The 23,818-nt window shown below is 45.0% G+C and carries 24 protein-coding genes and 1 tRNA gene; 8 read left to right on the forward strand and 17 right to left on the reverse strand.

The window, feature by feature from the left end; all coding sequences use genetic code 11:
• The first annotated feature begins 168 nt into the window (after positions 1–168).
• The gene (locus ACTHMC_RS28485) at positions 169–1,035 is read left to right on the forward strand and encodes an AraC family transcriptional regulator (protein WP_440418477.1); all 867 of its coding nucleotides are present in this window, start codon (positions 169–171) and stop codon (positions 1,033–1,035) included.
• A 5-nt stretch (positions 1,036–1,040) separates the two neighbouring features.
• Here the strand turns inward: ACTHMC_RS28485 and ACTHMC_RS28490 are convergent, their stop codons facing one another.
• From ACTHMC_RS28490 to pdhA, 7 genes are all read right to left on the reverse strand, one after another.
• A complete protein-coding gene (locus ACTHMC_RS28490) occupies positions 1,041–1,700 on the reverse strand; it encodes a hypothetical protein (protein ID WP_440418478.1) in 660 nt (219 codons plus the stop codon).
• Positions 1,701–1,705: 5 nt separating this feature from the next.
• Positions 1,706–3,052, reverse strand: coding sequence for an AAA family ATPase (locus ACTHMC_RS28495; RefSeq protein ID WP_440418479.1), 1,347 nt, complete (start codon positions 3,050–3,052; stop codon positions 1,706–1,708).
• Between the two features lie 201 nt (positions 3,053–3,253).
• Positions 3,254–5,851, reverse strand: a complete 2,598-nt coding sequence (locus ACTHMC_RS28500) for a zinc-dependent metalloprotease (protein ID WP_440418480.1) — start codon at positions 5,849–5,851, stop codon at positions 3,254–3,256.
• 81 nt (positions 5,852–5,932) lie between these two features.
• Positions 5,933–6,652: a (Fe-S)-binding protein gene (locus tag ACTHMC_RS28505; RefSeq protein ID WP_440418481.1), complete on the reverse strand. Its 720-nt coding sequence runs from the start codon at positions 6,650–6,652 to the stop codon at positions 5,933–5,935.
• Between the two features lies 1 nt (position 6,653).
• Positions 6,654–7,154, reverse strand: coding sequence for a 6,7-dimethyl-8-ribityllumazine synthase (gene ribH / locus ACTHMC_RS28510; RefSeq protein ID WP_440418482.1), 501 nt, complete (start codon positions 7,152–7,154; stop codon positions 6,654–6,656).
• A gap of 11 nt (positions 7,155–7,165) precedes the next feature.
• Positions 7,166–7,873 carry a tetratricopeptide repeat protein gene (locus ACTHMC_RS28515; RefSeq protein WP_440418483.1) on the reverse strand — a complete coding sequence of 236 codons (708 nt, stop codon included), beginning with the start codon at positions 7,871–7,873 and terminating at the stop codon, positions 7,166–7,168.
• A gap of 38 nt (positions 7,874–7,911) precedes the next feature.
• On the reverse strand, positions 7,912–8,907 hold the full coding sequence (gene pdhA / locus ACTHMC_RS28520) for a pyruvate dehydrogenase (acetyl-transferring) E1 component subunit alpha (protein ID WP_440418484.1): 996 nt from the start codon (positions 8,905–8,907) through the stop codon (positions 7,912–7,914).
• Positions 8,908–9,033: 126 nt separating this feature from the next.
• Between pdhA and recF the strand changes: the two genes are divergently transcribed.
• Together recF and ACTHMC_RS28530 are read left to right on the forward strand one after the other, a co-directional pair.
• Positions 9,034–10,128 carry a DNA replication/repair protein RecF gene (gene recF / locus ACTHMC_RS28525; RefSeq protein ID WP_440418485.1) on the forward strand — a complete coding sequence of 365 codons (1,095 nt, stop codon included), beginning with the start codon at positions 9,034–9,036 and terminating at the stop codon, positions 10,126–10,128.
• A 31-nt stretch (positions 10,129–10,159) separates the two neighbouring features.
• Positions 10,160–10,441: a DUF721 domain-containing protein gene (locus ACTHMC_RS28530; RefSeq protein ID WP_440418486.1), complete on the forward strand. Its 282-nt coding sequence runs from the start codon at positions 10,160–10,162 to the stop codon at positions 10,439–10,441.
• 95 nt (positions 10,442–10,536) lie between these two features.
• On the opposite strand, the gene ACTHMC_RS28535 is transcribed toward ACTHMC_RS28530, so the two are convergent.
• The 3 genes from ACTHMC_RS28535 to ACTHMC_RS28545 are packed head-to-tail and all read right to left on the reverse strand — an operon-like array spanning position 10,537 to position 13,429.
• Positions 10,537–11,586 (reverse strand): ABC transporter permease, encoded by a 1,050-nt coding sequence (locus ACTHMC_RS28535; protein ID WP_440418487.1) that lies wholly within the window; start codon positions 11,584–11,586, stop codon positions 10,537–10,539.
• Between the two features lie 41 nt (positions 11,587–11,627).
• The gene (locus tag ACTHMC_RS28540) at positions 11,628–12,839 is read right to left on the reverse strand and encodes a BT_3928 family protein (RefSeq protein ID WP_440418488.1); all 1,212 of its coding nucleotides are present in this window, start codon (positions 12,837–12,839) and stop codon (positions 11,628–11,630) included.
• A gap of 44 nt (positions 12,840–12,883) precedes the next feature.
• Positions 12,884–13,429 carry a DUF1599 domain-containing protein gene (locus tag ACTHMC_RS28545; RefSeq protein WP_440418489.1) on the reverse strand — a complete coding sequence of 182 codons (546 nt, stop codon included), beginning with the start codon at positions 13,427–13,429 and terminating at the stop codon, positions 12,884–12,886.
• Positions 13,430–13,479: 50 nt separating this feature from the next.
• On the opposite strand from ACTHMC_RS28545, the gene folP reads away from it, so the two are divergent.
• On the forward strand, positions 13,480–14,319 hold the full coding sequence (folP, locus tag ACTHMC_RS28550) for a dihydropteroate synthase (RefSeq protein WP_440418490.1): 840 nt from the start codon (positions 13,480–13,482) through the stop codon (positions 14,317–14,319).
• A 179-nt stretch (positions 14,320–14,498) separates the two neighbouring features.
• On the opposite strand, the gene ACTHMC_RS28555 is transcribed toward folP, so the two are convergent.
• The 3 genes from ACTHMC_RS28555 to ACTHMC_RS28565 form a co-directional block, all read right to left on the reverse strand.
• Positions 14,499–15,476, reverse strand: a complete 978-nt coding sequence (locus ACTHMC_RS28555) for an FKBP-type peptidyl-prolyl cis-trans isomerase (RefSeq protein WP_440418491.1) — start codon at positions 15,474–15,476, stop codon at positions 14,499–14,501.
• Between the two features lie 32 nt (positions 15,477–15,508).
• The gene (locus tag ACTHMC_RS28560; protein WP_440418492.1) at positions 15,509–16,537 is read right to left on the reverse strand and encodes a DHH family phosphoesterase; all 1,029 of its coding nucleotides are present in this window, start codon (positions 16,535–16,537) and stop codon (positions 15,509–15,511) included.
• A gap of 120 nt (positions 16,538–16,657) precedes the next feature.
• Positions 16,658–17,572, reverse strand: a complete 915-nt coding sequence (locus tag ACTHMC_RS28565) for a TraB/GumN family protein (RefSeq protein ID WP_440418493.1) — start codon at positions 17,570–17,572, stop codon at positions 16,658–16,660.
• A gap of 215 nt (positions 17,573–17,787) precedes the next feature.
• On the opposite strand from ACTHMC_RS28565, the gene ACTHMC_RS28570 reads away from it, so the two are divergent.
• From ACTHMC_RS28570 to ACTHMC_RS28585, 4 genes are all read left to right on the forward strand, one after another.
• Entirely contained in the window at positions 17,788–18,078 is a 291-nt protein-coding gene (locus ACTHMC_RS28570) for a hypothetical protein (protein ID WP_440418494.1), read from the forward strand.
• A 157-nt stretch (positions 18,079–18,235) separates the two neighbouring features.
• Complete coding sequence (locus ACTHMC_RS28575; RefSeq protein WP_440418495.1) at positions 18,236–18,403, forward strand: hypothetical protein; 168 nt, start codon at positions 18,236–18,238, stop codon at positions 18,401–18,403.
• 29 nt (positions 18,404–18,432) lie between these two features.
• On the forward strand, positions 18,433–18,681 hold the full coding sequence (locus ACTHMC_RS28580; protein ID WP_440418496.1) for a hypothetical protein: 249 nt from the start codon (positions 18,433–18,435) through the stop codon (positions 18,679–18,681).
• A 285-nt stretch (positions 18,682–18,966) separates the two neighbouring features.
• A tRNA-Pro gene (locus ACTHMC_RS28585) sits at positions 18,967–19,040 on the forward strand.
• A gap of 42 nt (positions 19,041–19,082) precedes the next feature.
• Here the strand turns inward: ACTHMC_RS28585 and ACTHMC_RS28590 are convergent.
• From ACTHMC_RS28590 to ACTHMC_RS28605, 4 genes are all read right to left on the reverse strand, one after another.
• Positions 19,083–20,039, reverse strand: a complete 957-nt coding sequence (locus ACTHMC_RS28590) for a Fic family protein (protein WP_440418497.1) — start codon at positions 20,037–20,039, stop codon at positions 19,083–19,085.
• A gap of 329 nt (positions 20,040–20,368) precedes the next feature.
• Complete coding sequence (locus ACTHMC_RS28595) at positions 20,369–21,016, reverse strand: hypothetical protein (protein WP_440418498.1); 648 nt, start codon at positions 21,014–21,016, stop codon at positions 20,369–20,371.
• A gap of 618 nt (positions 21,017–21,634) precedes the next feature.
• Positions 21,635–22,066, reverse strand: coding sequence for a hypothetical protein (locus ACTHMC_RS28600; protein WP_440418499.1), 432 nt, complete (start codon positions 22,064–22,066; stop codon positions 21,635–21,637).
• An 845-nt stretch (positions 22,067–22,911) separates the two neighbouring features.
• On the reverse strand, positions 22,912–23,781 hold the full coding sequence (locus ACTHMC_RS28605) for an SDR family oxidoreductase (RefSeq protein WP_440418500.1): 870 nt from the start codon (positions 23,779–23,781) through the stop codon (positions 22,912–22,914).
• Positions 23,782–23,818 lie beyond the last annotated feature (37 nt).

Genomic DNA, 23,818 nt, shown 5'->3' on the forward strand with positions numbered 1-23,818 from the left:
CTTTATTATCCTCCTGTTATACTTTATCCGGTCTTTTTTGATCCCCTTTTTTTCAAAAAAAGTATTTACACGTATAATTCAATGATTAAGATTGATTAATATTGACCCGAATTGCTACGGATTCCCGCAAGTCAAATTGTATTTATTTAACACATTTAAAGTAGGATAATGCTCAAGGAGATTACCCCCCTCACCTCCAGTGACTGCTTTACAATTTTTACCCGGACCAAATCTGAGTTCAATTTCCCGCTTCACTACCACGAAGAGCTGGAGCTCAACCTGGTGATCAATGCAAAAGGCGCCCGGCGCATAGTCGGCAGCGTTATGGAAGAGATAGATGATATAGATCTGGTACTTGTTGGCTCCAACCTGCCGCATGCCTGGAAGAATTACAAATGTGAAAGCACGGAGATCCATGAGATCACTATTCAGTTCCATAAAGATTTTTTTGATGAGAAGATGTTACGCAGAAGCCAGCTTCATTTTATCAGGGAGATGTTCGAGAGATCTAAATGCGGCATTCTCTTCTCCAAAGAAACGGCATATGCACTGAGCGGCAGACTGAAAGAACTGCAAACACGTCAGGGCTTCGATTCCGTACTGGAACTGATGAGCATTCTGCATGACCTCTCCGTTTCCCGTAACGCCCGCCTGATCTCGGATGCAGGCTTTGCGCAGAGCCAGCCCAGTTACAACAGCAAGCGGGTGGAGAAAGTGATCGAGTATATCAATCAGAATTTCGATAAATCGGTTCAGTTGTCTGATGCGGCCAGGTTATCCAATATGACCAAAGTATCTTTCAGCCGGTTCTTCAAAGCGCAGACCGGAATGAATTTTATTGATAGTTTACTGGAGATCCGTTTGGGCCATGCATCTAGGTTACTGATAGATACCAATAGATCCATTGCTGAAGTGGCTTATAATTGCGGGTTCAATAATATCTCCAACTTTAACCGGTTGTTCAAGAAGAAAAAGGGATGTACGCCGAAGGAGTTCAGGGAGAATTATACGTATGAGAAGCGGGTGTTTATTTAATGATTTTAGGTTAATCCTAACTCTTTAATACTCATTTCAAAGGCGGTGTAAAATTTGAATAGGGCTTCCTGAGCTTGTTTGAGCGTTTTTTGGCCCAGGAGAACATCATCGATGATGGGTTTGAGATATTCTTTTCTGTAGTCTATGATAGGTTTGAAATTCAGGCCAAGGGTATTGATATCTTCCAGAATTTTTGATTGAAGAGCAAAGTCTCGTGTCCTGTTGGGTAGGAAATTATGAGTTTTGAAATCATAATCCAAGTAATAAAAGGGGTCGTATTTTTCTTCATCAGGCTTCAAAAGTTTGTTAACTTTCCTCTGACCTTTCCTTTTTACATTGATATCACTATGAATAACGAAAAAATTATCCCATTCCCACCCTTTTTTCTTTTTCAGGCTTGAATCATAATGATCCAGCTGACCAAGGAATTCAAGTTTCTTTTCCTTCAATCGTCCTTTTTGCCAGTTTTGAGAATCTACATCTTTAGGGTTAGACAGGAACATTTCTGTATATGCGCATAAACCTTGCTGAACCCAGAGAAGGTTTGCTACAATGTCGTAATAGAATTTGCCTGAGGATTTGTATTCAGGATGATCAGCTTCTAAAGATTCCAACCAGGTTTTATATGCAGAAGCTAAAGTCAAAGTCTTATTGATTTTTCGCATAGCAGCTATTGTAGTTCGAAATCCCAAAATAATTTGGAGGCCAAATCTCGGTAATTCTTATACAATTTCTGAGCTTTTGCGGTTTTAAGCTGATCTTTCTTTTTCAATTCGAGTAATTGATTTCTCAGCATCAAAACTTCAGTGATCTTTTCTGACCTGTCATGTGAATGCGTTTCATCCATATCAAATACTTTACTTAACATCAGGTCGTAGGTTAAGTAAGAAGGAATAATGGTGTAGTTGTCAACGTGTCTTTCTGCTCCCTCAGGATAGTATTTTTCCTGATACACGAAACCTTTTTCATCAAATTTCAATTCCACAATTTCCCAAGGTTCGAATGAGGAAGCTATGATAGGAGAATGGGTCGCGAAAAAGAATTGAGAATTTTGTGTTAAAGATGTATAATAATCAATGATGAATTTTTGCATTGAAGGATACAATGACCTCTCCGGTTCATCGCATAAAATTAAGGTCTGATCTGGCTTTAAAAGGTAAAGTGGTAATGCCGTTAAAAGAATTTGCTTAGTGCCTGTGCTTAACAAATGATAGGGGACTTCATTTCCATTCAAATCTTCTAATTTAACGATTCCCAAATCATCTTTAGATTCAAATTTAAACTCACGTTTTACTCGCAAATTTAGATGTTTCAATATGGGATCAAGACATTCTTCAGCAAGACGCTTAATTGGATTTTCAGCATTTTTTCGCCATTGTTCCAATTTCTTTACTGACTTTCGAATTGCTTTTGTGTCAGTGCTTTTTTCAACAGCCACTTTTGCAATTTCCTGCTGTAGTATTATCTCTTCCTCTTGAAATTTTTGGATCTCGTTAAACACAAGTTTCCATATATCTCCTACTTTTTCATGTCTGAAATTGATTACTTTTTTATCAGCCAGGTTTGTATTCCCAGATTCAAATTCATATTTCAGATCTGCTGGAAAATAAATAAACCTAGTCTTAATTTTTTCCAATTGCTCCTTCCGATATATGACTGCATCTTCAAAATCTACATCTTTTCCGTCCATTAATACATTGGTTGCACTATAAGTATTTATTTTTTCATTAGTGCTGCCTTTCTTTACCTTGATATCATATTCAAGTCTGCCAAATTTCATAGATACATTTACTTCTTCTAATTCTTTGGGACCATACTCTTCAAATAGGTCAAATAGTGTATAGGTATGCCCACCAACAATCTTCAGTAAAGTAGTTTTTCCAGTTCCACTTTGCCCGATTATACAAACTTTATCTAATGGCTCGCCAGCCTTAGGATGACCTTTAGGATAGGTTAAATCGATTGAAATATCCTTAAACTGATGAAAGTCTTTTAGATTAATCTTCGTTATTTTCATTTCCGAAAACGAAATTATAGGTGAGTTCCAATAATTTGCCTGTTTTTTAACCTCTCAAATATACACGAGTAATCTAAAATTTAAGATTCCCCTCTCTACACTTTACCTAAAATACTGAAAATTAGCAATATAACAAAGCAAACAGAAAGGCCGCGGGTTTTGTCCGCGGCCTTTCTGATAACTATAAAAATCAAATCAAACTTATTTTGGGTCCAGCGCCTTGTTGATATTGAACAACAATGCTGCCCTGTGCGCTTTGGTTTCTTCGTTGGTAGAAACGGCGGTGGCCAGCTGGGCCTTGATCTTCTTCAGCGTGTTCAGCGCTGCGGCCTTCGCCACATCATCATAATCCTTGGCTTCCACGATATTCGCCAGCCCCTTTACAAAGATGCCTTGCAGGTACTGACGGTATACATTCACGTTAGTGGCAATGTCTGCACTGAAGATACCTTTCTGAAGATCATTCATCACATCAGCTGCACTGTACTGATTGCCATACAGGCGGCTGTTGGTGATACGCTGCAGGGTAGCCGGATGCAGGATATGTGCGAGAGCGCCATTGGCCTGCATTTGCAGCACATTGGCGGTTGCACGGAAATCTTCCCCGGCATTAGGCTGGTTGAATCCACGACGCTGCATCTGCAGGTAAGGATATACCTGTGCATCCACATCAAAAGCATTGGGAGCAAAAGCATATTTGGTCAGTACGTCCATGGCTTTTTTCTGGGTAGCCAGGGGTACCGGTGTGAATGGCTTTGTTTCTGATTTCTGCTCAGGGAAGCTCCTGTCTACATACACACCACCGATATAACGGCTCACAGCAGAGATCATATTCATACGCTGACCAACCAGGTTGCCGTAACGTGACCTCAGTTCAGCATACGATTGTCCATCCTTTGAATACTTGCCGATCAGTTTCGGAATGGTGGCGTTCACGATCTTGAAGCGTTCTTCAGCATACCCGATAGCATCATTGGTATGATCCATGATGTTCACACGTGGATCGATGGCTTTACCGGGAGCACGCATGTCATCACCGTCGTTACCGAAAGTGAGCTGTGGATCGGTGCTGCGGCTGAGGATCTTCTTCAGTCCTGCTGCTTCTTCCGAAGGAGCAAACTCAGAATATCCATACTCGATAGCCCAGATATCATAAGGGCCTGCTTTTGTTGTATAATAGTCGCCCTGTTTGGATTTATCAGCTGCTATATTCACAGCAGGATAATCCATTACAGAGCCCATGGTGCCGATCTTGCGGGTAATGGCTGTATTGTTGATCTCAGCCGGGCTGAGCATCTGGGATGCTTTCATGTTGTGATTGAGACCAAGTGTATGGCCCATTTCATGCATTACCAGGTATGTAAGGAATTGCTTGTGCATTTCACGCAGTTCTTTGGGAGAAGCGTTGTTCACGTCCAGGAAAGTGGTACCGGCAACAAACTGTGCTTTCAGTTCATGTGCAATGCGGCAGGTAGCCAGGTGATTGTGTTTTACGCCGGGGATCTTCATTTCAGGCTCTTCCTTTACAATAAGATCTTTCATCATTTCCATGGATGGACCTGATTTGAAGAGATCATCCTGGTTAGGAACTGCGCTTCCTGAAGCCCACTCGATGGTGATGTCAGCACCGAGGATCTGTCCTGTTTTCGGATTCACGAAGCTGGGTCCGATAGCACCGTAGCTGGGTTGTGCGCTGGCTACCCAACGGATCACGTTGTAACGGATATCGTCAGGGCTCCAGGTGGCATCATCCGGCATGATCTTCATCTGCACGGCATTCTTGAAACCTGCTTTTTCAAAAGCTTCGTTCCATTTATGTCCTGCTTCAACGATGGCATCGCGGTATTCTACCGGTGTTGTATTCTCCACCCAGTATACCAGTGGTTCAACGGGCTCGCTCAATGCTGCGTTGGGATCCTTTTTCTTCAGGTTCCAGCGGTGGATGAGGTCTTTGTAAGGAGTGGTGCTGATGCTGGTGAGGTTGGTAACGTTTTCTGAGAAATAACCAACGCGTGGATCATCCAGCCTGCCTTTGAAATCGTTCTGCGGCATCTCGATGAGTGAGTGCTGCATGCGTACGCGCACATAGCGGGCGTCTGTGATATCCGGACCGCTTTGTGCAATAGTGCTGGGGTTATCATATGCCATGTCCACCACAATGTCTGTGTTGTTGGGGAAGCTGCGGATGGTATAGTATTTTGACTTTGCCGGATTGAGGCCGCCGAGGTTGAACATCATGGCTGCAAACGGGCTGGGACCGAAGTTGGGCTTCACGCCGTCCATTTTTTCGCTGATGAAAAGTGCGTCTGCACTGATCAGATAGCCATCCCCATCTTCACCTGCCACTTTCTCTGAATGGAAAACAGCTTTTGGTTTATCTACATTCCATGTTTTGCTGACAGCATCGGATGGATCATAGTAGAAGTTGGTGTTAACCTGGGAGAACTCCAGTTTGTCGAATGCCTTCTCCACTTTAAATACAAAGGTAGTGCGGTGCATACCCTGATTGAGGAAGAGTGTGGTGGGGCCGTTTACGGAGAAGCTCTGGTAGATGTACTCTTTACCAAGCTGGTTCTTTTTGATATAGAGTTGAACGCTGCCTGTGGCAGTATCCTGGTATACGGTAAAGAGGCCATCCACTTTGCGTGCGCTCTTCACTTTGTCTGTGATCCCAGCGGGTTTCTTGGGTTTAGCAGTGTCTGCCGCTGCTCCGGGAACCGGTGGCTTGCCTTTGTCCTGCGCATTGGACACTGCCACTACAGTTCCTGAAAGGAAGAATAACAATAGGAGTTTTTTCATGTAATTGCCGTTTTAGTGCCATTGAAAATACAAATCCGGCGGGACAAAAGGGTAACAATTTGTATAAATGGCTAAAACGGACTACCAGCCGCTGGCGAGCACGTCGGCAATATGCATGGTCTTCATGGAAATGCCTTTGTGCCGGATGTATCCGTCGAGGTGCATGAGACAGCTATGGTCTGTGGAGATAATGTAGTCGGCTCCCGTTTCGCGGGCATTGGACACTTTCTGGTCGGCCATGCCGATGGAAATGGGCTCGAACTTTACGGAGAAGGTGCCGCCGAAACCGCAGCAGGTCTCTACATCCTTCATTTCCACTATTTCCAATCCTTTTACATGACTGAGCAGGCGACGGGGTTCTTCCTTGATCTTGCATTCGCGGAGCCCCGCACAACTGTCATGATAAGTTGCCCTGGCATTCAGTTTGGCGCCGAAGTTTTCGATCTTCAGCACATTCACCAGGAATTCGGAGAACTCGAAGGTGCGTTCTTTGAGGTCTTTCACCTCGTTGTGGTGGGAGGAATTATCAAAAAGTTTGGGATAATAGTTACGGATGAAGCCGGTACAGGAGGCGCTGGGGGCCACTACATAGTCCGGTCCGCTGAAGTCTTTGAGGAATTTGGTGCAGACTTCTTTACTGTCTTCCCAGAAACCGGCATTGAATGCGGGTTGTCCGCAGCAGGTCTGATCAGGATTGTATTCAACGGTGCAACCCGCTTTCTGCAGTACTTTCATCATATTGAAAGCGGTCTGCGGATAGAGCTGATCTATGAAGCAGGGGATGAAAAGTTGAACCTTCATTTTACTTTTTGAAAGAGTTGTTCAGTGCAATCATTTTCACGGCGGTGATGGCCGCTTCCTCTCCTTTATGGCCATGGCGGCCACCGATGCGTTCATCGGCCTGTAGCTGGTTATCCACAGTGAGCACACCAAAGATAACGGGCACGGGCAGTTGGAGATTGAGTTGCAGCACGCCATCGGTCACGGCGCGGCAAACATATTCAAAATGCGGTGTGTCTCCACGGAGCACGCATCCGAAAGTGATGATGGCGCAGGGACGGTTGCTCTTATGCTTGTTATTATCCCAATAGGCTTTTACACCGAAGGGGATCTCAAAAGCGCCGGGAACAACAATGGTGCGGATATCCGTGATACCGTATTCTTTCAGCATTTTGATGGCGCCGTTTTCCAGCTCATCCACTACTGCTGAGTTCCATTCGGTTTTCACAATAACGATACAGGCATCCTTTTGAAGAATGCCCGTATCTATTTGAAATAACTTGCTGTTGCTTACTTCTGCCATATTAAATGGTTCTATTTGGTCTCTCCGAGTTTCGCCAGGTACTTGTCCGCTTCATATCCGCGTTGAGTAAGTGGGAAATTCTTCTTCACATCTTTCAGGATAGCGATGGCATCTGCTGTTTTGTTCTCGTCGGCCAGCAGCATAGCGGCGCGGAACAGGTATTCGGAAGAGTTGAAAGTATCTTCAGTGAATGCTTTACCGGCTTTCTTGTAGTTGTCGATCGCTTCGGTTTTCTTACCCAGTTCAGAGTAAGCATCTCCGAGCTGACCATATACGCGAACGTTCAGTACATCCGATGTGGAAGAATAATCTTTCAGGTATTTGATAGCGTTATTGAAATCACCGAGCTGGAGGTAGCAGGAACCTGCATAGAATTTAGCGAGATTGCCTGATTCTGTGCCACCGTATTTGCTGATCACTTTCAGGAAACCGGGGTTGGCAGCGGTATTGTCGCCATTCAGCGCCAGGGCGAATGAATCGTTCCTGAAATTGCTTTCAGCCTTCCACATAGCGTTGCCGGCTTTCAGGTTCTCAGGCCCTTTCACGAAATGGTTATAAGCAAAATATCCACCTACGAGCACCACTACGGCCAGTATTCCGATGGAAACTTTCTTGCCGTTCCTGGCCCAGAATCCTTCGAAGGTATTGGCGAATCTTTCTTCAGCAGATTTTTGAACGGGTGCCGTTGTTTGTTCGGTTTGCTTTACTTCAGTAGCCATTTGGCAAGTGTTGTGTTTAAGGTTGTTTAATAAGCGGATTAGTCCACAATGAATGGATAATCGGGTTGTAATACGATATCTTTCAATACTTCGCTGTCATCCGGCCATGGGGATTCCTCGGCGAACTTCACGGAAGCGTCTACTTTTTCAGCCACGCGTTTGTCGATGGCATCCAGGTCTGCTTCAGTTGCGAATTTATTTTTCAGGATAGTGTCTTTAACCATCGCGATAGGATCGCGCTGTTTGTATTCTTCCACTTCTTCCTTGGTACGGTATTTCTGAGGGTCGGAGATAGAGTGACCTTTATAACGGTAGGTCTTGATCTCCAGCAGGGTTGGACCATCTCCCTCGCGTGCTCTTTTCACGGCGCGGGATACTGCTTCATGTACTGCTTCGGCGCTCATGCCGTCCACAGAGTCTGCGGGCATTTCATAAGCGTCTGCCAGTTTATAGATATCCACGATATTGGAAGTACGCTCAACAGAGGTACCCATTGCATAGTGGTTGTTTTCGCAGATGAAGATAACGGGGAGCTTCCAGGTCATGGCCATATTGAAGGTCTCATGCAGCATACCCTGGCGGGCGGCGCCGTCACCGAAATAGGTCAGGCAAACATTGTCTGTGCCCTTGTATTTTTCAGCGAAAGCCAGTCCGGCTCCGGTACCGATCTGAGCGCCCACGATACCGTGTCCGCCAAAAAAGTACTCGTTCTTTCCGAAAAAGTGCATACTTCCACCCTTGCCTTTGGAGCAACCGGTGGCTTTTCCATACAATTCTGCCATGCAGGATTCAGGGCTCATTCCTTTTGCAAGGCCTAAACCGTGATCGCGGTAAGCTGTAACGAAGGGGTCTTCCTGGCGGGTAGCGGTCATGCAACCGGCAGCGATCGCTTCCTGGCCAACATAAGCGTGGAAAAATCCGCGGATCTTCCCTTCCATCTTATATTTTTCCTCGGCAATCAGCTCAAACTGACGGATCAGTTGCATCAGTTCGTACCAGTACAGATAAGTTTCTTTTGAGAATTTAGTGGCCACAGTACAAAAATTTGAGGGGCAAAGATAAGGGGATAAAGGGAAAAAAGGCCAATATTTGCAATTCGGTTTCTTCCTTTGCCGGAACTACCTTAATCGCTGATAACCCGTACAGTAATTTTAGATCGATTGTTATTCCTCCACTCCATATCGCTGGTGCAGTTCAAGAACTATACCCGGCAAGAGTTTTCCTTCTCCGAAAGGATCGTAGGGATCTGTGGCCGGAACGGTATGGGCAAGACCAACCTCCTGGACGCCATCTACTACTGCTGTTTCACCAAAAGTTATTTCGGCCGCTCAGACGGCGCCCATGTACAACACGGGGCCACCGGATTCCGCCTGGTAGCGGATATGCAACTCAATGGCCGCAAGGAAGAGGCAGTCTGCATACTACGGGAAACCGGGAAAAAAGAATTTTATCTCGAAGGGGAGCTCTACGAGAAATTCGCAAAACATGTGGGCCGCTACCCCTGCGTGATCATCGCCCCCGATGATATCCGCATCATCATGGAAGGCAGCGAGGAACGCCGCCGTTTCATAGATGCACTCCTCTCCCAGCTGGATGCCAGCTACCTGCAACAGCTCATCGATTACAACCGTGTACTCCAGCAACGCAATGGATTTCTCAAATCCATGGCAGAAAAAAATATACGTGATACCGGTCTGCTTGACGTTTACGATCAGCAACTGATCCAATACGGCCAGTATATCTCCGGCAAACGACAGGAATTCCTGGCCGAACTGATCCCTTCCGTAAAAAGTTTTTACAAACAGATCGCGGCCTCGGAGGAGGAACTTGAACTGGAATATGAGAGCCAGTTGCTGAAGGAGCCCTTCCCCCGGTTATTGCAGAGAATGCGACAGAAAGATATCTTACTGCAACGCACAAACGCAGGCGTTCATAAAGATGATATCGATCTGCAATTAAAAAAGCAGGCATTCAAGAATATCGCTTCACAGGGACAGAGAAAGAGCCTGCTCTTTGCCATGAAACTGGCGGAGTTCGAACTGCTGAAAAAACACAAAGGCTTCGCTCCCCTCCTGCTGCTGGATGATGTTTTTGAAAAACTGGATGAGCACCGCATGCATAATTTGCTCGACTGGGTATGTGTGCAGAACGATGGACAGATCTTTTTAACCGATACGCATGAAGCCCGCATCCGCGGCCATTTTGATGCGTTGAAGCAATCTTACCAGGTAATTTCATTGCAGGAAGCAGAATAGATTGTTTACCTTTGATGTTCAAGCAGCAAGTATGGGTGAATATTCTCTGGGCGATGCCATGAAACATTTTCTGAACAGAAGCAAGATCAAAGGATCCATTCAGGCATTACAGATTGAAGATGTGTGGGAACAGATCATGGGCAAGACCATTGCAAAATATACTGACAAGATCGCCATCTACAGCGGAACGCTTTATATTACCACCAACGTTGCTCCTCTCAAACAGGAACTCCTCTATCAGAAAGATCAGATAAGAACACGCGTGAATGAAGTGCTGGGTGAAAGCACAGTGAAGGAAGTGGTGATCAAATAGTTTGGCTGCCAATCACTCGCCTCCGGCGAAGAAATATAAGTAACTCGCGGGGACGCGGCTACCGGGCGCACCTTGACTAATTGGGCACACCTGAATTAATTGGTCTTCACCCGCGGGTCAACTACCCCATACAGCAGGTCTGCCAGTATTCCAATTACAATAAAGAAGAAAGAAGAGATCAGGACCGATCCCATTACTACGGGAAAATCCAGTTTTTCCAGGGCATCGACCGTAACTTTTCCGATACCCTTCCATCCAAAGATGTATTCCACGAAGAAAGCGCCAGCCAGGAGCTCCGCAAACCAGCCTGTAATAGCGGTGATAACGGGATTGAGTGCATTACGCAGGCCATGACGCCAGATGACGGAGCGTTTGCTCAGGCCTTTCGCATAGGCGGTTCGGATATAGTCCTGCGTTAGAACATCCAGCATGGAGCTGCGCGTCAGTTGGGTGATGATGGCCAGCGGCCGGATGCCCAGTGTAAAAGCAGGCAGGATCAGGTTCTGCATACTCCAGTAACGCTCGCCGGTGGTTTCATCAATATCGAACCAGCTGCCGGTCATGTGCAGGCCTGTAACATCACTTAAAAGAAACCCGAAGAGATAAGCCACAACAATTCCCATGAAGAAGCTGGGTGCTGAAATGCCCAGAACGCTGGTGAAAACAGCACTCGTATCCATCCAGGTATTCTTTCTCACGGCGGCCAGGATGCCCAGCGGGATGCCAAGGGCAATGGCGATGATCATGGCTGCTATGGCGAGAATGATAGTGCCTGGTAAGGCTTCCATCAGAACGGTCCAGACATCTTTCTTGGTCTGATACGATCTGCGCAGGTAGGGTACTTTAACGCCCAGCTTCGTTTCCCCGCCCACAAAGAAACCTTTGAGTTGTTTCTTTTCAATAGCTTCTTTGCTGTGGATGGCTACGGGAGAAATATCGTTGAGGTATAAAAAGAATTGTTTCCATTTCGGTTGATCCAGGTAAAGCTCCTTTCGGATATTGTCCTGGGTGGCGGTATCCGCGCGCTGTCCCATCACCAGTCTGCTGGGATCACCGAATCCCTGGAAGAGGAAGAAAACAACTACCACCACGCCCAACATCACGAGGATGCCGTAGAGAATGCGTCTGGTAATGTATTTAATCATGTGAGCGGTTGAATGGCGATGTTATTGTTTCCCGGAGCGTTTTAGAACGGAGCGCTGCTGCTATTGCCGCTGCTGTCTGCTGCCGGCTCAATGGTCATAGTCTCTGCAGGTGTGGCAGGCACCATGGTCTGCACAGGAAGCGCCTGTACAGCTTTCACTGCCTGATCCAGGTCAGCGTACGCCCATTTGCCAAGGATATTTCCATTTTTCACCAGGAAGAGCGTAGGATTGGCCCTGGCAGCGGTTTTGATGGCCACGGCATCACAGGCCAGCGGTGTCATCAGGGTGAACTGTTTCAACGCTTTTCCTCTTAAGTTATCAAAAGGAATGCTGGTCACCAGGAAAGGCTCGATATGTTTATCCTGCGCTGAAGCCAGTATCAGGTTAAGCACCGACGGCCAGTTGCCTGTATTGTAATCATCTTTCAGGAAGAGGTACAATTGGTATCTGTCTTCTCCCAGCAATGCGGCCGTGGTATCGTTACCCCAGAAGGTTTTGAGGGCAAAGTCTTTTATCTTGGGTGAGGCATTGCCTTTGCGCACCACTTTATCATATCTTTTTACGAAAGTGTAAATGCTGTCGTCGAAATCATCAGGGAATGATTCGGCAGTGAACTCCACTTCTTTTCCATCTTTCTTGTACACAAAATTGATCACGGTGCTGTCTGGGATGGAGCCGGGAGGCGCTTTCATCTTTTCAGGGATATTGTTGCCCACTTTGTACGGCAGGCAGTCAACCACCGGCAGGTGCATCAGCACAAACCATTGAAGGGCGATGGTGAGGATGGTGGAGAAGAACAGTATCAGGATGCTGTTACGCACGCTGAGTGCGGGTTTGATGCGATTGCTGTAAATGAAGATCGGGATGATGAGCACCAGCAGGAAGAGGTCCTTCATGAAACTCTGATCGGCCGTGAGCGGGATACAATCGCCGAAGCAGCCGCATTCGCGCACTTTTCCGGAGAAAAGCGCATAACCGGTAAGGAAAGTAAAGAAGATGATCAGCAGCAACAGGAGCCAGCTGAAGAGACGCATTTTATAACCTACCAGTACGGCCACACCTGCAATGATCTCGAAAGTGATCATGAGGATGGAGAATGCCAGGGTATAATCGTTGAGCCAGTGCATATTCCAGATCTCGAAAAACTCCTGCATTTTATAGCTGAGTCCGAGTGGGTCATTGGCTTTCACGAGGCCGGAGAAAATGAATAATACTCCTACGATAAAGCGCGAAATATTCAGGAAGGTCTTCATTGCTGTTGAGGTTTTCTAGTGATAGAGGCCGGATCTTTATGATTTTATCCCTGGTGTTTGCCTTCACCGATGAGGATGAGTGCAAAAATGGAATAGTTGATAATATCTACATAATTGGCATCGATGCCTTCGCTGATGAGGGTTTTACCGTCATTCTGCAGGATCTGGCGGATGCGGATGAGCTTTACAAGGATGAGATCCACCAGACTTTCCTGGCTGAGTGAGCGCCAGGCTTCGCCATAATCGTGATTCTTGGCTTCCATCACCTGTTTCACCAACGCGATCTTCTGGTTATACAGTCTTTCCACTTCAGCAACGGGCAGGTCTTCCACAATGGCATCTTTCAGGTCCAGCTGGATGAGGCCTATAATGCCGTAATTCACCATGGCTTTGAATTCGCCGGTGATGTCCTCTCCTACTTTATTGGTCTTTGTTTCCTGAATGGTGCGGATGCGCTGGGCCTTGATGAAGATCTGGTCCATGATGCTGATGGGGCGCAGCACGCGCCAGCTGGTGCCGTAATCGCTGGTCTTTTTGAGAAAAATATCCCTGCTGGATTGAACTACCTCGTCGTATTGCTGATTCGTCATAGTAAGAATGATGGTACCTTTAGGGCCTAAAAATAAGTAACAAACTACAAATGTTTACACTGAATTGTTCAGGCAGGATGCTGGTGGTGGATAAACCGGTAGTGATGGGGATCCTCAATGTAACGCCGGATTCATTCTTTGGCGGAAGCCGTGTTACTGCGGATACGGTTACAGAGCAGGCCGGGCGCATGCTGGAGCAGGGAGCGGGTATACTGGATATAGGTGGACAATCAACCCGGCCAGGCAGTGAGCGGGTATCGGCCTCCGAGGAAACGGACCGGGTGGCGTCTGCCATCGAAAACATCATGAAGGCCTATCCGGATGCTGTTATTTCCATCGATACATATCATGCCTCAGTGGCGGCGGCGGCCGTCCGCGCGGGCGCTTGTATCGTGAATGATATCAGCAGTGGTGATATGGATGCGGACATGCTTGCAACAGTAGGCAGGCTTCACGTGCCTTATATAGCCATGCACATGCAGGGAACGCCTGATACCATGCAACAGCATCCCGTATACGAAGATGTGACGCGCACTGTACTGGATTATTTCATTCAGAAAATGGAAACCTGCAGGTTGGCAGGGATCAACGATGTGATACTGGACCCCGGTATTGGTTTCGGGAAAACGGCTGCCCATAATTTTGAGCTGATCCGCAACCTGAAAGTGTTTGCAGCGTTAGGAAAGCCGCTGTTACTGGGTGTTTCAAGGAAAGGGTTTATTTACCGGGGGCTTGGGATTACCGCAGAAGAAGCGCTGAACGGCACTACGGTGATGAATACGATCGGGCTGATGAATGGCGCCATGATATTGCGGGTACACGATGTCAAGGAGGCTATAGAGACCGTGAAATTGTTTGAGGCCTGCTATCCATTACGCAGCGGCCAGTAGCTCGCCTCTGGCGGGTTACTTCTATTGGTTCGCCTCTGGCGAACATTGGATCGCCGGGAGGCGACAGAATAAAATCACTCGCGGGGGCGCGAGCGACTGGGCACAGCGAAATAAAATATAAAACAAACGAGGTTATACCAACAGGCACAACCTCGTTTTATATTCACGAAGAATAATGATTAATGACCATGACCTGCGTGAGGTGCAGTTGCCGGTGCATTAGGTGCAACAGGAGCAGCATTGCGTTTCTTCACGTCTACCACTTCGATATCGAAGATGAGGTTTTCGTTTGGTTTGATGGGGCCGCCCGGTTGAGGGTTAGCACCATAAGCCAGTACAGATGGGATCAGCATGCGGCCTTTGTCGCCCTTCTTGAAATGAAGGATGGCTTCAGTCATACCGGGGATGGCACCCTGACCGGCAGCTTCAAACTCAAAAGGAGTCAGCGGGTGAGGCTGGGTCTGCTTGGTGCTGTCCATGTTTGAATCGAAATATTTTCCTTCAGTAGTGTAGCCAGTGTATTTTACGGCAACCACATCACCTGTATCGATGGCCTGGCCATTCTGAGTGGAAGTGATCTCGTAATAAACACCATTTACAGTTTTCTGAACGGTGAGGTTGTTCTTTTTCACGTAAGCATCCAGACCAGCAGCGTCTTTCACTTTCTGACCTTCAGATGCGGCTTTCACGCGTGCTTCTTCTTTCTTCATTTCTGCGTTACGGTCAACCTGTGCCAGGCTGTCGTTGGTGAACACATCAACTACACGGAAGCAAAGCATGATCTTGTCTTTACGTTTGATGAACGGAGGCAGCTGAGCGCCTTTTTTCATCAGTGTGTCAGGAGACATAACAACGGTAACGCTGTCGCCCTTACGCAGCAGCCTGAAAACTTCAGCAGGATTGTAAACAGGTCCTACAGAATCAACGGGTGCGTAGATGGGAAGTTCACCGTAGTTGGTACCGAAAGTGGTGTCAGCTGTTTTCTGAACAACATACACTTTCAGGATGTCGCCTTTCTTGGCAACGGGAAGATTTTTATCGGCAGTTTCGATCTTGTACAATAAACCTGATTTGGTTTTCTTGAAACTACCGCCGGAGCAGGCTGCAAAGCCGAGAGCCATGAGCAGGCCACCGAGGAGAATGGTTGTTTTTTTCATGCTGGGAATTATTAATTGCCTTCTTTTATGATTTAATTTGATGATTTGTGTTCTTCCTGGAGGGATGATGCATTTTCCTGGATGCATTGCATAAAGTAGTCTACCGTATCCTCCAGTGATGCGCTGCTGCGGCCTCCGGCTGCGTTGAAGTGACCGCCCCCTTCAAAGTATTTGCGGGCGAAGGTGTTCACATCAAAATCCCCTTTGCTGCGGAAGCTCCATTTTCTTTCTTCGTCGCGGTCTATCACAATAGCTGCCAGGCGTATACCCTGGATGCTGAGCGGATAGTTCACCAGTCCTTCCGTATCGCCGGTTTTGATCTCAAAGCGCAACAGATCCTTTTTAGGAATGGCTATGAGTGCCGTATTGAATTCATAATAGATCTCCATACGGTGCAGGAGCACATGACCTATAAAGCGCAATTTGTTCTCGAGAAAATTATCATAAATATGCTCATGAACTTTGGTATGGTCAAGTCCCTGGTCTTTAAAATCCGCGATCATACGGTGCACCGCTGCGCTGGCTGCGGGGAATCGAAATGAACCGGTGTCCGTCATCACACCTGCATAGAGGCATTGTGCGGTTTCTTTGTTCACCAGGTGTTTATACCCAGCTTCCACGATGAAATCGTAGATCATTTCGCTGGTAGAGCTCTTGGAGGTATCGCTGATACCGTACGCAAATGTGGGCGTATCGGGTTGCGCATGGTGATCGATGAGTATGCGGGTAACATCCAGCGCTTTGATGATCGGCGCCATATGTTTGGTGCGGAGCAGAATGTTGAAGTCCAGGCAGAACACCCATTCCGCCTCGCGAAGGATACCTTCGGCCTTTTCGCGGGTGAGCTCAAAATCCACCACTTTATTGCAACCGGGCATCCAGTTGAGCCATTTGGCCCAGTTGGTAGGCGAAACAACAGTGGCCTGGTGACCGAGCTGGGTAAGGAAATGATAAAGCCCCAGGGCTGAGCCCATGGCATCTGCATCAGGCTTCTGATGCATAGTGATCACCACTTTCCGTGGTGTGTTCAGTAACGGGTATAAATCTTGGATAGGTAGCATAAAACGGAGGCAAATTTGCGGAAATAAAGTCCAACGGCCAAAAGGAATATCCTTTTGGCGGGAAGTAACAGCTGATTATACGTCCGGACGAGCCCGCCGGCCTGCCTGAGTGAGCAGGGATCAGTTGGGAAGCGGCTTGAGTTTATAGCCTTTTTTGCGGAGGAGGTTGATCACTCCTTTTTCACCTCCCAGGTGGCCGGCGCCCACGGCAAAGAGCACGGAGATCCTGCCTTCCTGGGCAATATTAGGGATATCATGGCTCCAGTTAGCGTTGCGGTTGTACAGGAGCAGGTCCATGTATTCGGTCATGCCGGGATCGCTTTTAACGATGAGGGAGTCCATCTGCTGGAGGTCCTGTTTACGGTATACCTCGGCCAGTTTGAGGGTAGTCTTTTTATAGGTATCGATGCTGTCAATATAGGAGACGAGGTCTTTCGCCTGTTTTTTATAGGGGATGCTATCGAAGATGCTGGCCTGGTAAGCTACGGTTTCGATCCCTTTGATCTCTTTGTTGAATTTCCTGCCCTCATTCATGATCAGTTCTTCCATGCTTTTCTTTTTGGGGCAGTCCATCAGTCTTTCGGAAATGAGACTGGAAATAAAGTACGGCTTGAAACGGGTGATCATGCTCAGGGGCAGCATTGTTTTATTGTCAGAGAAATACTTTTCAATACGGGCATATTCGTCTGGGGTGAGCAGGTCTTTGAGTTGCTGGTTATCGGACATGCGGGCGTATTTCATGAAGCCCAGGGTTTCTTCCTGGTTGTCCATATCCAGCTCAAAGCAGATGAACTCACTGCTGGCGATGATCTTTTTGAGGTTTTCGCTCAGGTTGGCGTCTGCTTCGCAGAGGATATGCATGGTACCGTAGAGATAGGAAGGTTTGGCCATCCCATTGCCGGAGATCTCCCAGAGCAATGTTTTAGCGGTACTGGTGGTGCTGGCATTCGTTTTCTTGGCCGCTGTTTTCGGTGCCTGTGCAAAAGAGAACAGGGACCCGAGGGTAAACAATACTGCCAGTCCTGATGATTTCATAAACCGTTATTTTACACAAATTACTGAGAAATGCTGGTTGGCGGAAGACCCTGGAGGATTTTAACCAACTGCCTGCCCCCTCTCCTGCTTACATAACTTTTTGCGGATTGCAAGGGGAAAAAAAGCGCTGATCAGCGTTATTTTTCCCCTTGTTGCGTATGATGCCGGCCGTTACTTTGGTCTGACAACCTGATTGATGTATAAAAACAAGTTTAATGATCAGTTCAGAATTTGAATGGCAGGCGCGGATCCGGGGTATCCTGCGGAGGCAATTGGGAACGGGTAAAGAGGAATCCCTGCCTGTGGCGGAGGAGATCATCGATCTGATCCGGGAGGACAGGTGGACACGGACGCAGCTGGAACAGTTGCGTGAGCTGGAGGTCCACGAAGCAGAAACGCGCCCGGCCTGGGAGGCAGCGGAGCGGCGGCTTACCAGTCTGGGTTTCCGGCTGGCGGTAGTTCAATTACTGGCAGTTTTGCTGGCGGTGTTATTGCTGGCGGAGTAAGATTTCAATACTCCTGATGGCTGCAGATGTCCCGGGGAGGCTGGTTTTCCGGTCGTTTTGGTGGCTTAAAAACGTTAAAACGCGTTGTGGTCCCGGTCCGGGGTTCCCATTTTTAACCGGGAACTATTATATTTGTTACGAACAAAATTGTAACAGTATGTCTCTGACTTCCAACAACAACAAGAAGAACGACAAAAAGGGCAAGAAAAATAGCAACAGCGTAATTGGTGGATCTGGCAGCAAATTCATCAGCAAACCCGGAGGTAAAGTAGGTGGTGGCTTCAACAAGAAGGTTACTAAAACCGGCGGCACCAGGGGCAGCTGATTAATTAATAAAGACTCCCCCAGATCAATATGGATGATGGATTTGAGATTCCCGTGAGTTACAAAGGGAAGGATTTGTCTTTTCCTGCACAATTGCTGGCGTTCGGTTATACGCACAGGATACTGGTGAATGTGAATGGCGTGGATATGCAGTTGGAGCCGGATGAAGAGCGGAATTACCGGGCTATTGTGGTGGATCCTGAGCAGGCTGGTGCGGAAAAGCTGGAAGCGGGATTGATAGCCGCGATTGTGGAAGTAGTGGAATCAATTGTGAAGTAAATTCAGTTGAGTAAAATTATAACGGGTGTACCGCTGCTGGTGGTACACCCGTTTCATTTTCAGTTTATGTAAGAATTCGGAATGCGGAATGTGAGCATTTATAACATTGGACTGGCGATAACATGTTCTTTCGAGCTATGCCAATGAAAGTTAGTAAATCACTTTACTATAATTCAGTTGCAGGCTTTGATGGTGAGTTCACCGAACTTTTTTTTGACCCAATGGGTTGAAATATAGGTTGATAATGATAATACCCATATATTTGCACCCCGATTGATAATCGTTCGGGTGGTGGCGCAGCCCGGTAGCGCACTTGCATGGGGTGCAAGGGGTCGCTGGTTCGAATCCAGTCCACCCGACAAGTTCTAACAAAGCCTTGGTTTTTAACCAGGGCTTTTCTATTATTTAAAAGTATAGGTTGTTTTATTTTTCTCACCTGTTTTTTTTAATACTCCTTCTTCCACTGCCTCCTTTAAATCCCGGCTGGCTGTAGCTTGCGAGATTTCTTTAAAGTGCCTTAGATATTCTTTCCGTGTAAAAGCTTTCTTTCCTGCAATTGAACTAAACACCAGCACCCTGTCTGAACTTAGCAATGTTCTATTTTGTTGGGATAATAGCTCTTCCAGGGATTCTAAAATTACCCCTAACATGAATTCTATAAAAATTGTTGAATTTCCGGATTTGTCAGATTTGCTTAAGGCCTCATAATATTGTTGCTGTCGCTGCTTAACAATAGTTTCAATAGGTAAATACTCAAAAACCGGATACTGGTGCTTTAAAATTACTGTTTGCCAAAGCCTGCCAATCCGCCCATTACCATCCATGAACGGGTGAATAAATTCCAGTTCATAATGAAACACACAACTTTTTATCAATGCCAGATCCCTGGAAGATTTTAGATACCCAAATAAATCATTCATTAAAGGTTTAACCATTTCCCCAGGAGGAGCAATGTGAGTAATATCACTTCCTTTTACAATCCCCACCGACTTCGTTCTTAGCTTTCCTGATTTATCAATTAACCCCTTCATAAGAAGACTATGAGCATGAAGCAGAGATTGAATACTGTTGGGATTGAATTCATTTAATTTTTCATAAACTATAATTGCATTTTTAACTTCGAGAATATCTTTTTGCGGACCAAGTACCCTTTTGTTTTCTACAATTGCTGTTATTTGTTCAATAGATAATGTATTCCCTTCAATTTCCAACGAAGCCTGAATTGTTTTAATTCGGTTTGATTTTCTTAATTCTGCAGGAGGTTTATGTAAATGTGTCGCATTTATTTCTCCTATTTTTTCGGATATAATAGCTACTAGCTGGAGAATGGCAGAGGTAATATTGTATGGAGGCTGCATATTTGATAGCATCATTTGATACTATCAAATATACATCATTATGCTGATCTATTTAAAATAATCACTGATTATCAATAAGTCAGGAGTAAAAAAGGCTAGACGATGATCCACCCCTCCCCGAAAACTAAAACCCCTTCAGATCGTTGGATTTGAAGGGTTTTTAGTTTAAAGTATTTTCCTTTTGACGCCCATTGTATTCTATACTAATATGTTGATTCGAGCCAAGGGAACTAAGGCTGACTGAGCAAATGTTGATTGCAAAAAAGAAGAATGTTTTTTGTCTAAAACCATAGCAGCTAACCTCAAACTTCCTGAAAGTTTCCCTCGTTTTAATCAGTAGTCATTTCAGCAAGTTCCTTAATAAGTCTGTCATGTTTTGTCTGCCATAATTCATTTCGTTCTATCTCTGGCATGTTGTACAATTCAAATACTTTATTAATTCTAAATTTTGAATATTTCATAAACGTATTTGCACTTTCAAGACTGCTATCAAAATGAGTATGAAACATAAGTCCATAAATTCCAATTGTCACTGCAAATGGAATATTGCCACACTCTTTCTCTAACGTAATTCTTGCACCTTCAATATTCTCTAAATCGATAATAACCTTTCCTCCTTCACTGCCTTTTGTTCCAATTGATTTTTTGTTGTCAAAAGGGATCCAATTAAAATCTTCAAGCAAAGTCATTAAGGTCGTAGTGATTTTAATAACATTGTTATTGTCAGTTTGATTTGCGTATTGAAATAATTTCGGAAAAATTGAAACACCTGTATAGATATTATAATGCAAGCAGAGCATTGAATTATCATAAAGAAAGTCCAAATAGAAACTGTCAAAGTCCATAAGCTGTTCAGCAAAAGTGATGTTCAAATTAGTTTTTATAATTGAAGCAATTTTTTCAAACTTGGAAAATTCACAATCGCTATCAATTATTGCTTCTGTCCAACCTTTTGATGTGTCTATTTGAAATATCATAGTGAAATGATTGTTGTCTAAACTTAAAGCAAAGATCAGCAAAAAAAGATGTTTGTAGTCCACATCACACTCTTCCTAGAAATATAGTTCAGACATCGTATCATCCTAAAACCTATCGCCTATAACGGGTATCATTATGAACCATTAATTAGCATTTATTTTATACCGAAACCTTTAAATTTTCTATCAAATCGTCCGAACACTGGTTCGAGATTGACTTGTCATATTAAGCTCATTTCTTCAATAAATCTAGCTCAATTCCTTAAATAATGAGCTTAATTATGAAATTTGGGGATGTAAAGTGAGCTCAATGTTGGATTTAGCTTACCCTTGTCAAAAATAAACCTCATGGTCCACTCTATTCATGCATCGAAAAACAGCTTTATTTAATCTCATTTAGTAATGGTATCAAAATCTCCATCCAACGAATAAAGACTATCACCAATAAACTATTTATTGATTTCCAACAATTCAGAAACGAAAAGATTAGATATCTGTCCTATCCTCCCGACAGTTCTAACAAAAGCCTTGGCATATTGCCAAGGCTTTTCCTTTTAAAGTTTTTCAAAAAAACAGAATCAGTCATCCCAGTGAATCATTTCTTATTCTTCGAATTTCTTATTTATTAAAATTCATTGTCCATACTCCCCTCGAGGCCCTAATCGGTACAGGAATTATTCCCAACCAAACAAAGCCGAATTTGATTTTCCACGTCCCTGTTACAGTATGTCCATTTTCAGAAAGGTTTCCTGTATAAAATATTGGGCGATGCTTTTTTTTGAGAGTTTTTCTTGTCCCTTTTCTGTCAACAATTAAAGTCATAACCGGCATAATTTTTACAAAGTCAACTCTATTCCCTTGTATTTTTCCGTGTATTTCGCCAATTCCTTCTGTCCCACCAGTAGCCAGATCATCTTGAACTGTCCCTGTGAATTCGTTGTCATTGAATGTCAAAATTTGAATATCAAAATTAGTATTCAAAAACCCTCGGATCTTATTAATCTCACCGTCTGAGAAACTATAGAATCCAGTCCATATCCCAATTTTCATACTAAATTTATTTACTAAAAGTTAATTTATTCTATTACCCTGCCCTATCAATTTCCTAAAATAGTAAAAAGCACTTATATCCCTAATATGCTTAATGGTAGATCATTGTAAGGACTAATGTTAGAATTATGCCCAACTCTTCCGACTAAACAAGACAAGGCAGCAGAAATGCTGCCTTGTTTGTTTTTGGGGTCTTCTGAAACCTGCGCCAGCAGGGCAATACATTCAAAGACCGGATTTATCTCAGAGGTCAGAAATGTTCCTATTTTGAAATTGTAGACAATTCCTTGTGGAAAGATGGTTTTCTGAATTTTCTCTTTTATGGCTACTGGGCTGGAGTAATGAATGCCCAGTAGTGAGGAACTGAATCGACACTGGTTTTCTATAAAATTTAATGGGAACATTTTTGATACAACTCCTTATTTAGCATTCGTCAGCTCGCCTTCTATGTTATTTATCACCTTGCCGATACTTCTTATGCCGGATCTACTCTAAATTATTCACTGATTTCCAATAAGTCAGGAGCAAAAGGTTAGATGATTGTCCCCCCTCCCGACAGTTCTAACAGAAAACCCTGGCTAATGCCAGAGCTTTCTGTTTCAGCAATATTTTAGCTTAGTCTGACGCTGCTCCGAAAACAAATATCGTGCTTGTGTCATTGCAGAAAATAACAAATCGAACATCCCACCACTCCCCGCCTGCATCAGTTGCTGCTTCATGTATTTGCTCTCTCTCGCTTAAGCAATGTTGTGCGTTTCTTTCTGCCATTGCACATATGACCGTATGTTTCCCTTAATCGTATCACCGATCTGTTATTTGTTAAGTGTTGCTGCGCACATGATTTGTCACTTAAATAACTCCTTGTAGTCATTCACAAATTGCTCAAAACCTGTAGGCGCCATATTAGTCACATCACTCACTGTATCATAAACTTCTGCTGCTTCGCCCCGGGCATAATGCGCATAGTCTTCAATCAATCCTTTCACCTGCCATTCCGGAAATCCTGCGGCCCTTATGGCCTCTTCCATTTGATCAGGTGTAACATCAATAAACATGATCTTTTTTCCGAGCACACGGGAAAAAACATCTGCCATCTGATAGTGGGTGATGGCATCCTTTCCAGTTATATTGTAGATTTTATTTTCATGTCCGGTTTCAGTCAATGCTTTGGCGGCAACCGCTGCAATATCTCTGATATCCACAGCGCTGATGGCGGCATTACCTACTGATGCGTAAAACTTTCCGTCTTTTTTAATATAGTCCTTAAATGCGATCAGGCCCTGCATGTATAAATTGGGACGAAGGAATGTATAGCTCAATCCCAACTCTTTGACCTTGTTTTCAACCCTGGCATGGTAACGAAGGAAACGAACAGGAGAATTTTCATTGGCGGCAAATTGGGATAACTTTACAAGATGCTTTATGCCGGATCGATGCGCCGCATATACAAAATTCAATTGCAACTGTTCTGCATGTTCTGAGGAATTGGTAAGCAGGAATGCTTTTTCGATGCCTTGCATAGCATCAAGCAACTTCGGTTCATCAGCCAGGTCACCTATGATGATCTCAGCCTGTGGCAGGCATTTTAGCAATTCGAGGTTGTCGCTGCTACGTACCAGGGCCTTAAACGGTGTGTTTAACGCTGAAAGACGCCTTACTAACTGGGAGCCTACATTACCGGTGGCACCGGAAATAAGAATTTTTGCCTGTGTCATAAAAATAATTTTTAAAATGTTCTTGATGACACAAAAG

Source organism: Pseudobacter sp., from assembly GCF_051955275.1.
Taxonomy (GTDB): Bacteria; Bacteroidota; Bacteroidia; order Chitinophagales; family Chitinophagaceae; genus Pseudobacter.

Excerpts from the sequence above, each read along its gene's own strand:
- ACTHMC_RS28485 (WP_440418477.1), top strand. The coding sequence starts at position 169 with ATGCTCAAGGAGATTACCCCCCTCACCTCCAGTGACTGCTTTACAATT.
- ACTHMC_RS28490 (WP_440418478.1), bottom strand. The coding sequence starts at position 1,700 with ATGCGAAAAATCAATAAGACTTTGACTTTAGCTTCTGCATATAAAACC.
- ACTHMC_RS28495 (WP_440418479.1), bottom strand. The coding sequence starts at position 3,052 with ATGAAAATAACGAAGATTAATCTAAAAGACTTTCATCAGTTTAAGGAT.
- ACTHMC_RS28500 (WP_440418480.1), bottom strand. The coding sequence starts at position 5,851 with ATGAAAAAACTCCTATTGTTATTCTTCCTTTCAGGAACTGTAGTGGCA.
- ACTHMC_RS28505 (WP_440418481.1), bottom strand. The coding sequence starts at position 6,652 with ATGAAGGTTCAACTTTTCATCCCCTGCTTCATAGATCAGCTCTATCCG.
- ribH (WP_440418482.1), bottom strand. The coding sequence starts at position 7,154 with ATGGCAGAAGTAAGCAACAGCAAGTTATTTCAAATAGATACGGGCATT.
- ACTHMC_RS28515 (WP_440418483.1), bottom strand. The coding sequence starts at position 7,873 with ATGGCTACTGAAGTAAAGCAAACCGAACAAACAACGGCACCCGTTCAA.
- ACTHMC_RS28530 (WP_440418486.1), top strand. The coding sequence starts at position 10,160 with ATGGGTGAATATTCTCTGGGCGATGCCATGAAACATTTTCTGAACAGA.
- ACTHMC_RS28535 (WP_440418487.1), bottom strand. The coding sequence starts at position 11,586 with ATGATTAAATACATTACCAGACGCATTCTCTACGGCATCCTCGTGATG.
- ACTHMC_RS28540 (WP_440418488.1), bottom strand. The coding sequence starts at position 12,839 with ATGAAGACCTTCCTGAATATTTCGCGCTTTATCGTAGGAGTATTATTC.
- ACTHMC_RS28545 (WP_440418489.1), bottom strand. The coding sequence starts at position 13,429 with ATGACGAATCAGCAATACGACGAGGTAGTTCAATCCAGCAGGGATATT.
- folP (WP_440418490.1), top strand. The coding sequence starts at position 13,480 with ATGTTTACACTGAATTGTTCAGGCAGGATGCTGGTGGTGGATAAACCG.
- ACTHMC_RS28555 (WP_440418491.1), bottom strand. The coding sequence starts at position 15,476 with ATGAAAAAAACAACCATTCTCCTCGGTGGCCTGCTCATGGCTCTCGGC.
- ACTHMC_RS28560 (WP_440418492.1), bottom strand. The coding sequence starts at position 16,537 with ATGCTACCTATCCAAGATTTATACCCGTTACTGAACACACCACGGAAA.
- ACTHMC_RS28565 (WP_440418493.1), bottom strand. The coding sequence starts at position 17,572 with ATGAAATCATCAGGACTGGCAGTATTGTTTACCCTCGGGTCCCTGTTC.
- ACTHMC_RS28570 (WP_440418494.1), top strand. The coding sequence starts at position 17,788 with ATGATCAGTTCAGAATTTGAATGGCAGGCGCGGATCCGGGGTATCCTG.
- ACTHMC_RS28575 (WP_440418495.1), top strand. The coding sequence starts at position 18,236 with ATGTCTCTGACTTCCAACAACAACAAGAAGAACGACAAAAAGGGCAAG.
- ACTHMC_RS28580 (WP_440418496.1), top strand. The coding sequence starts at position 18,433 with ATGGATGATGGATTTGAGATTCCCGTGAGTTACAAAGGGAAGGATTTG.
- ACTHMC_RS28590 (WP_440418497.1), bottom strand. The coding sequence starts at position 20,039 with ATGCAGCCTCCATACAATATTACCTCTGCCATTCTCCAGCTAGTAGCT.
- ACTHMC_RS28595 (WP_440418498.1), bottom strand. The coding sequence starts at position 21,016 with ATGATATTTCAAATAGACACATCAAAAGGTTGGACAGAAGCAATAATT.
- ACTHMC_RS28600 (WP_440418499.1), bottom strand. The coding sequence starts at position 22,066 with ATGAAAATTGGGATATGGACTGGATTCTATAGTTTCTCAGACGGTGAG.
- ACTHMC_RS28605 (WP_440418500.1), bottom strand. The coding sequence starts at position 23,781 with ATGACACAGGCAAAAATTCTTATTTCCGGTGCCACCGGTAATGTAGGC.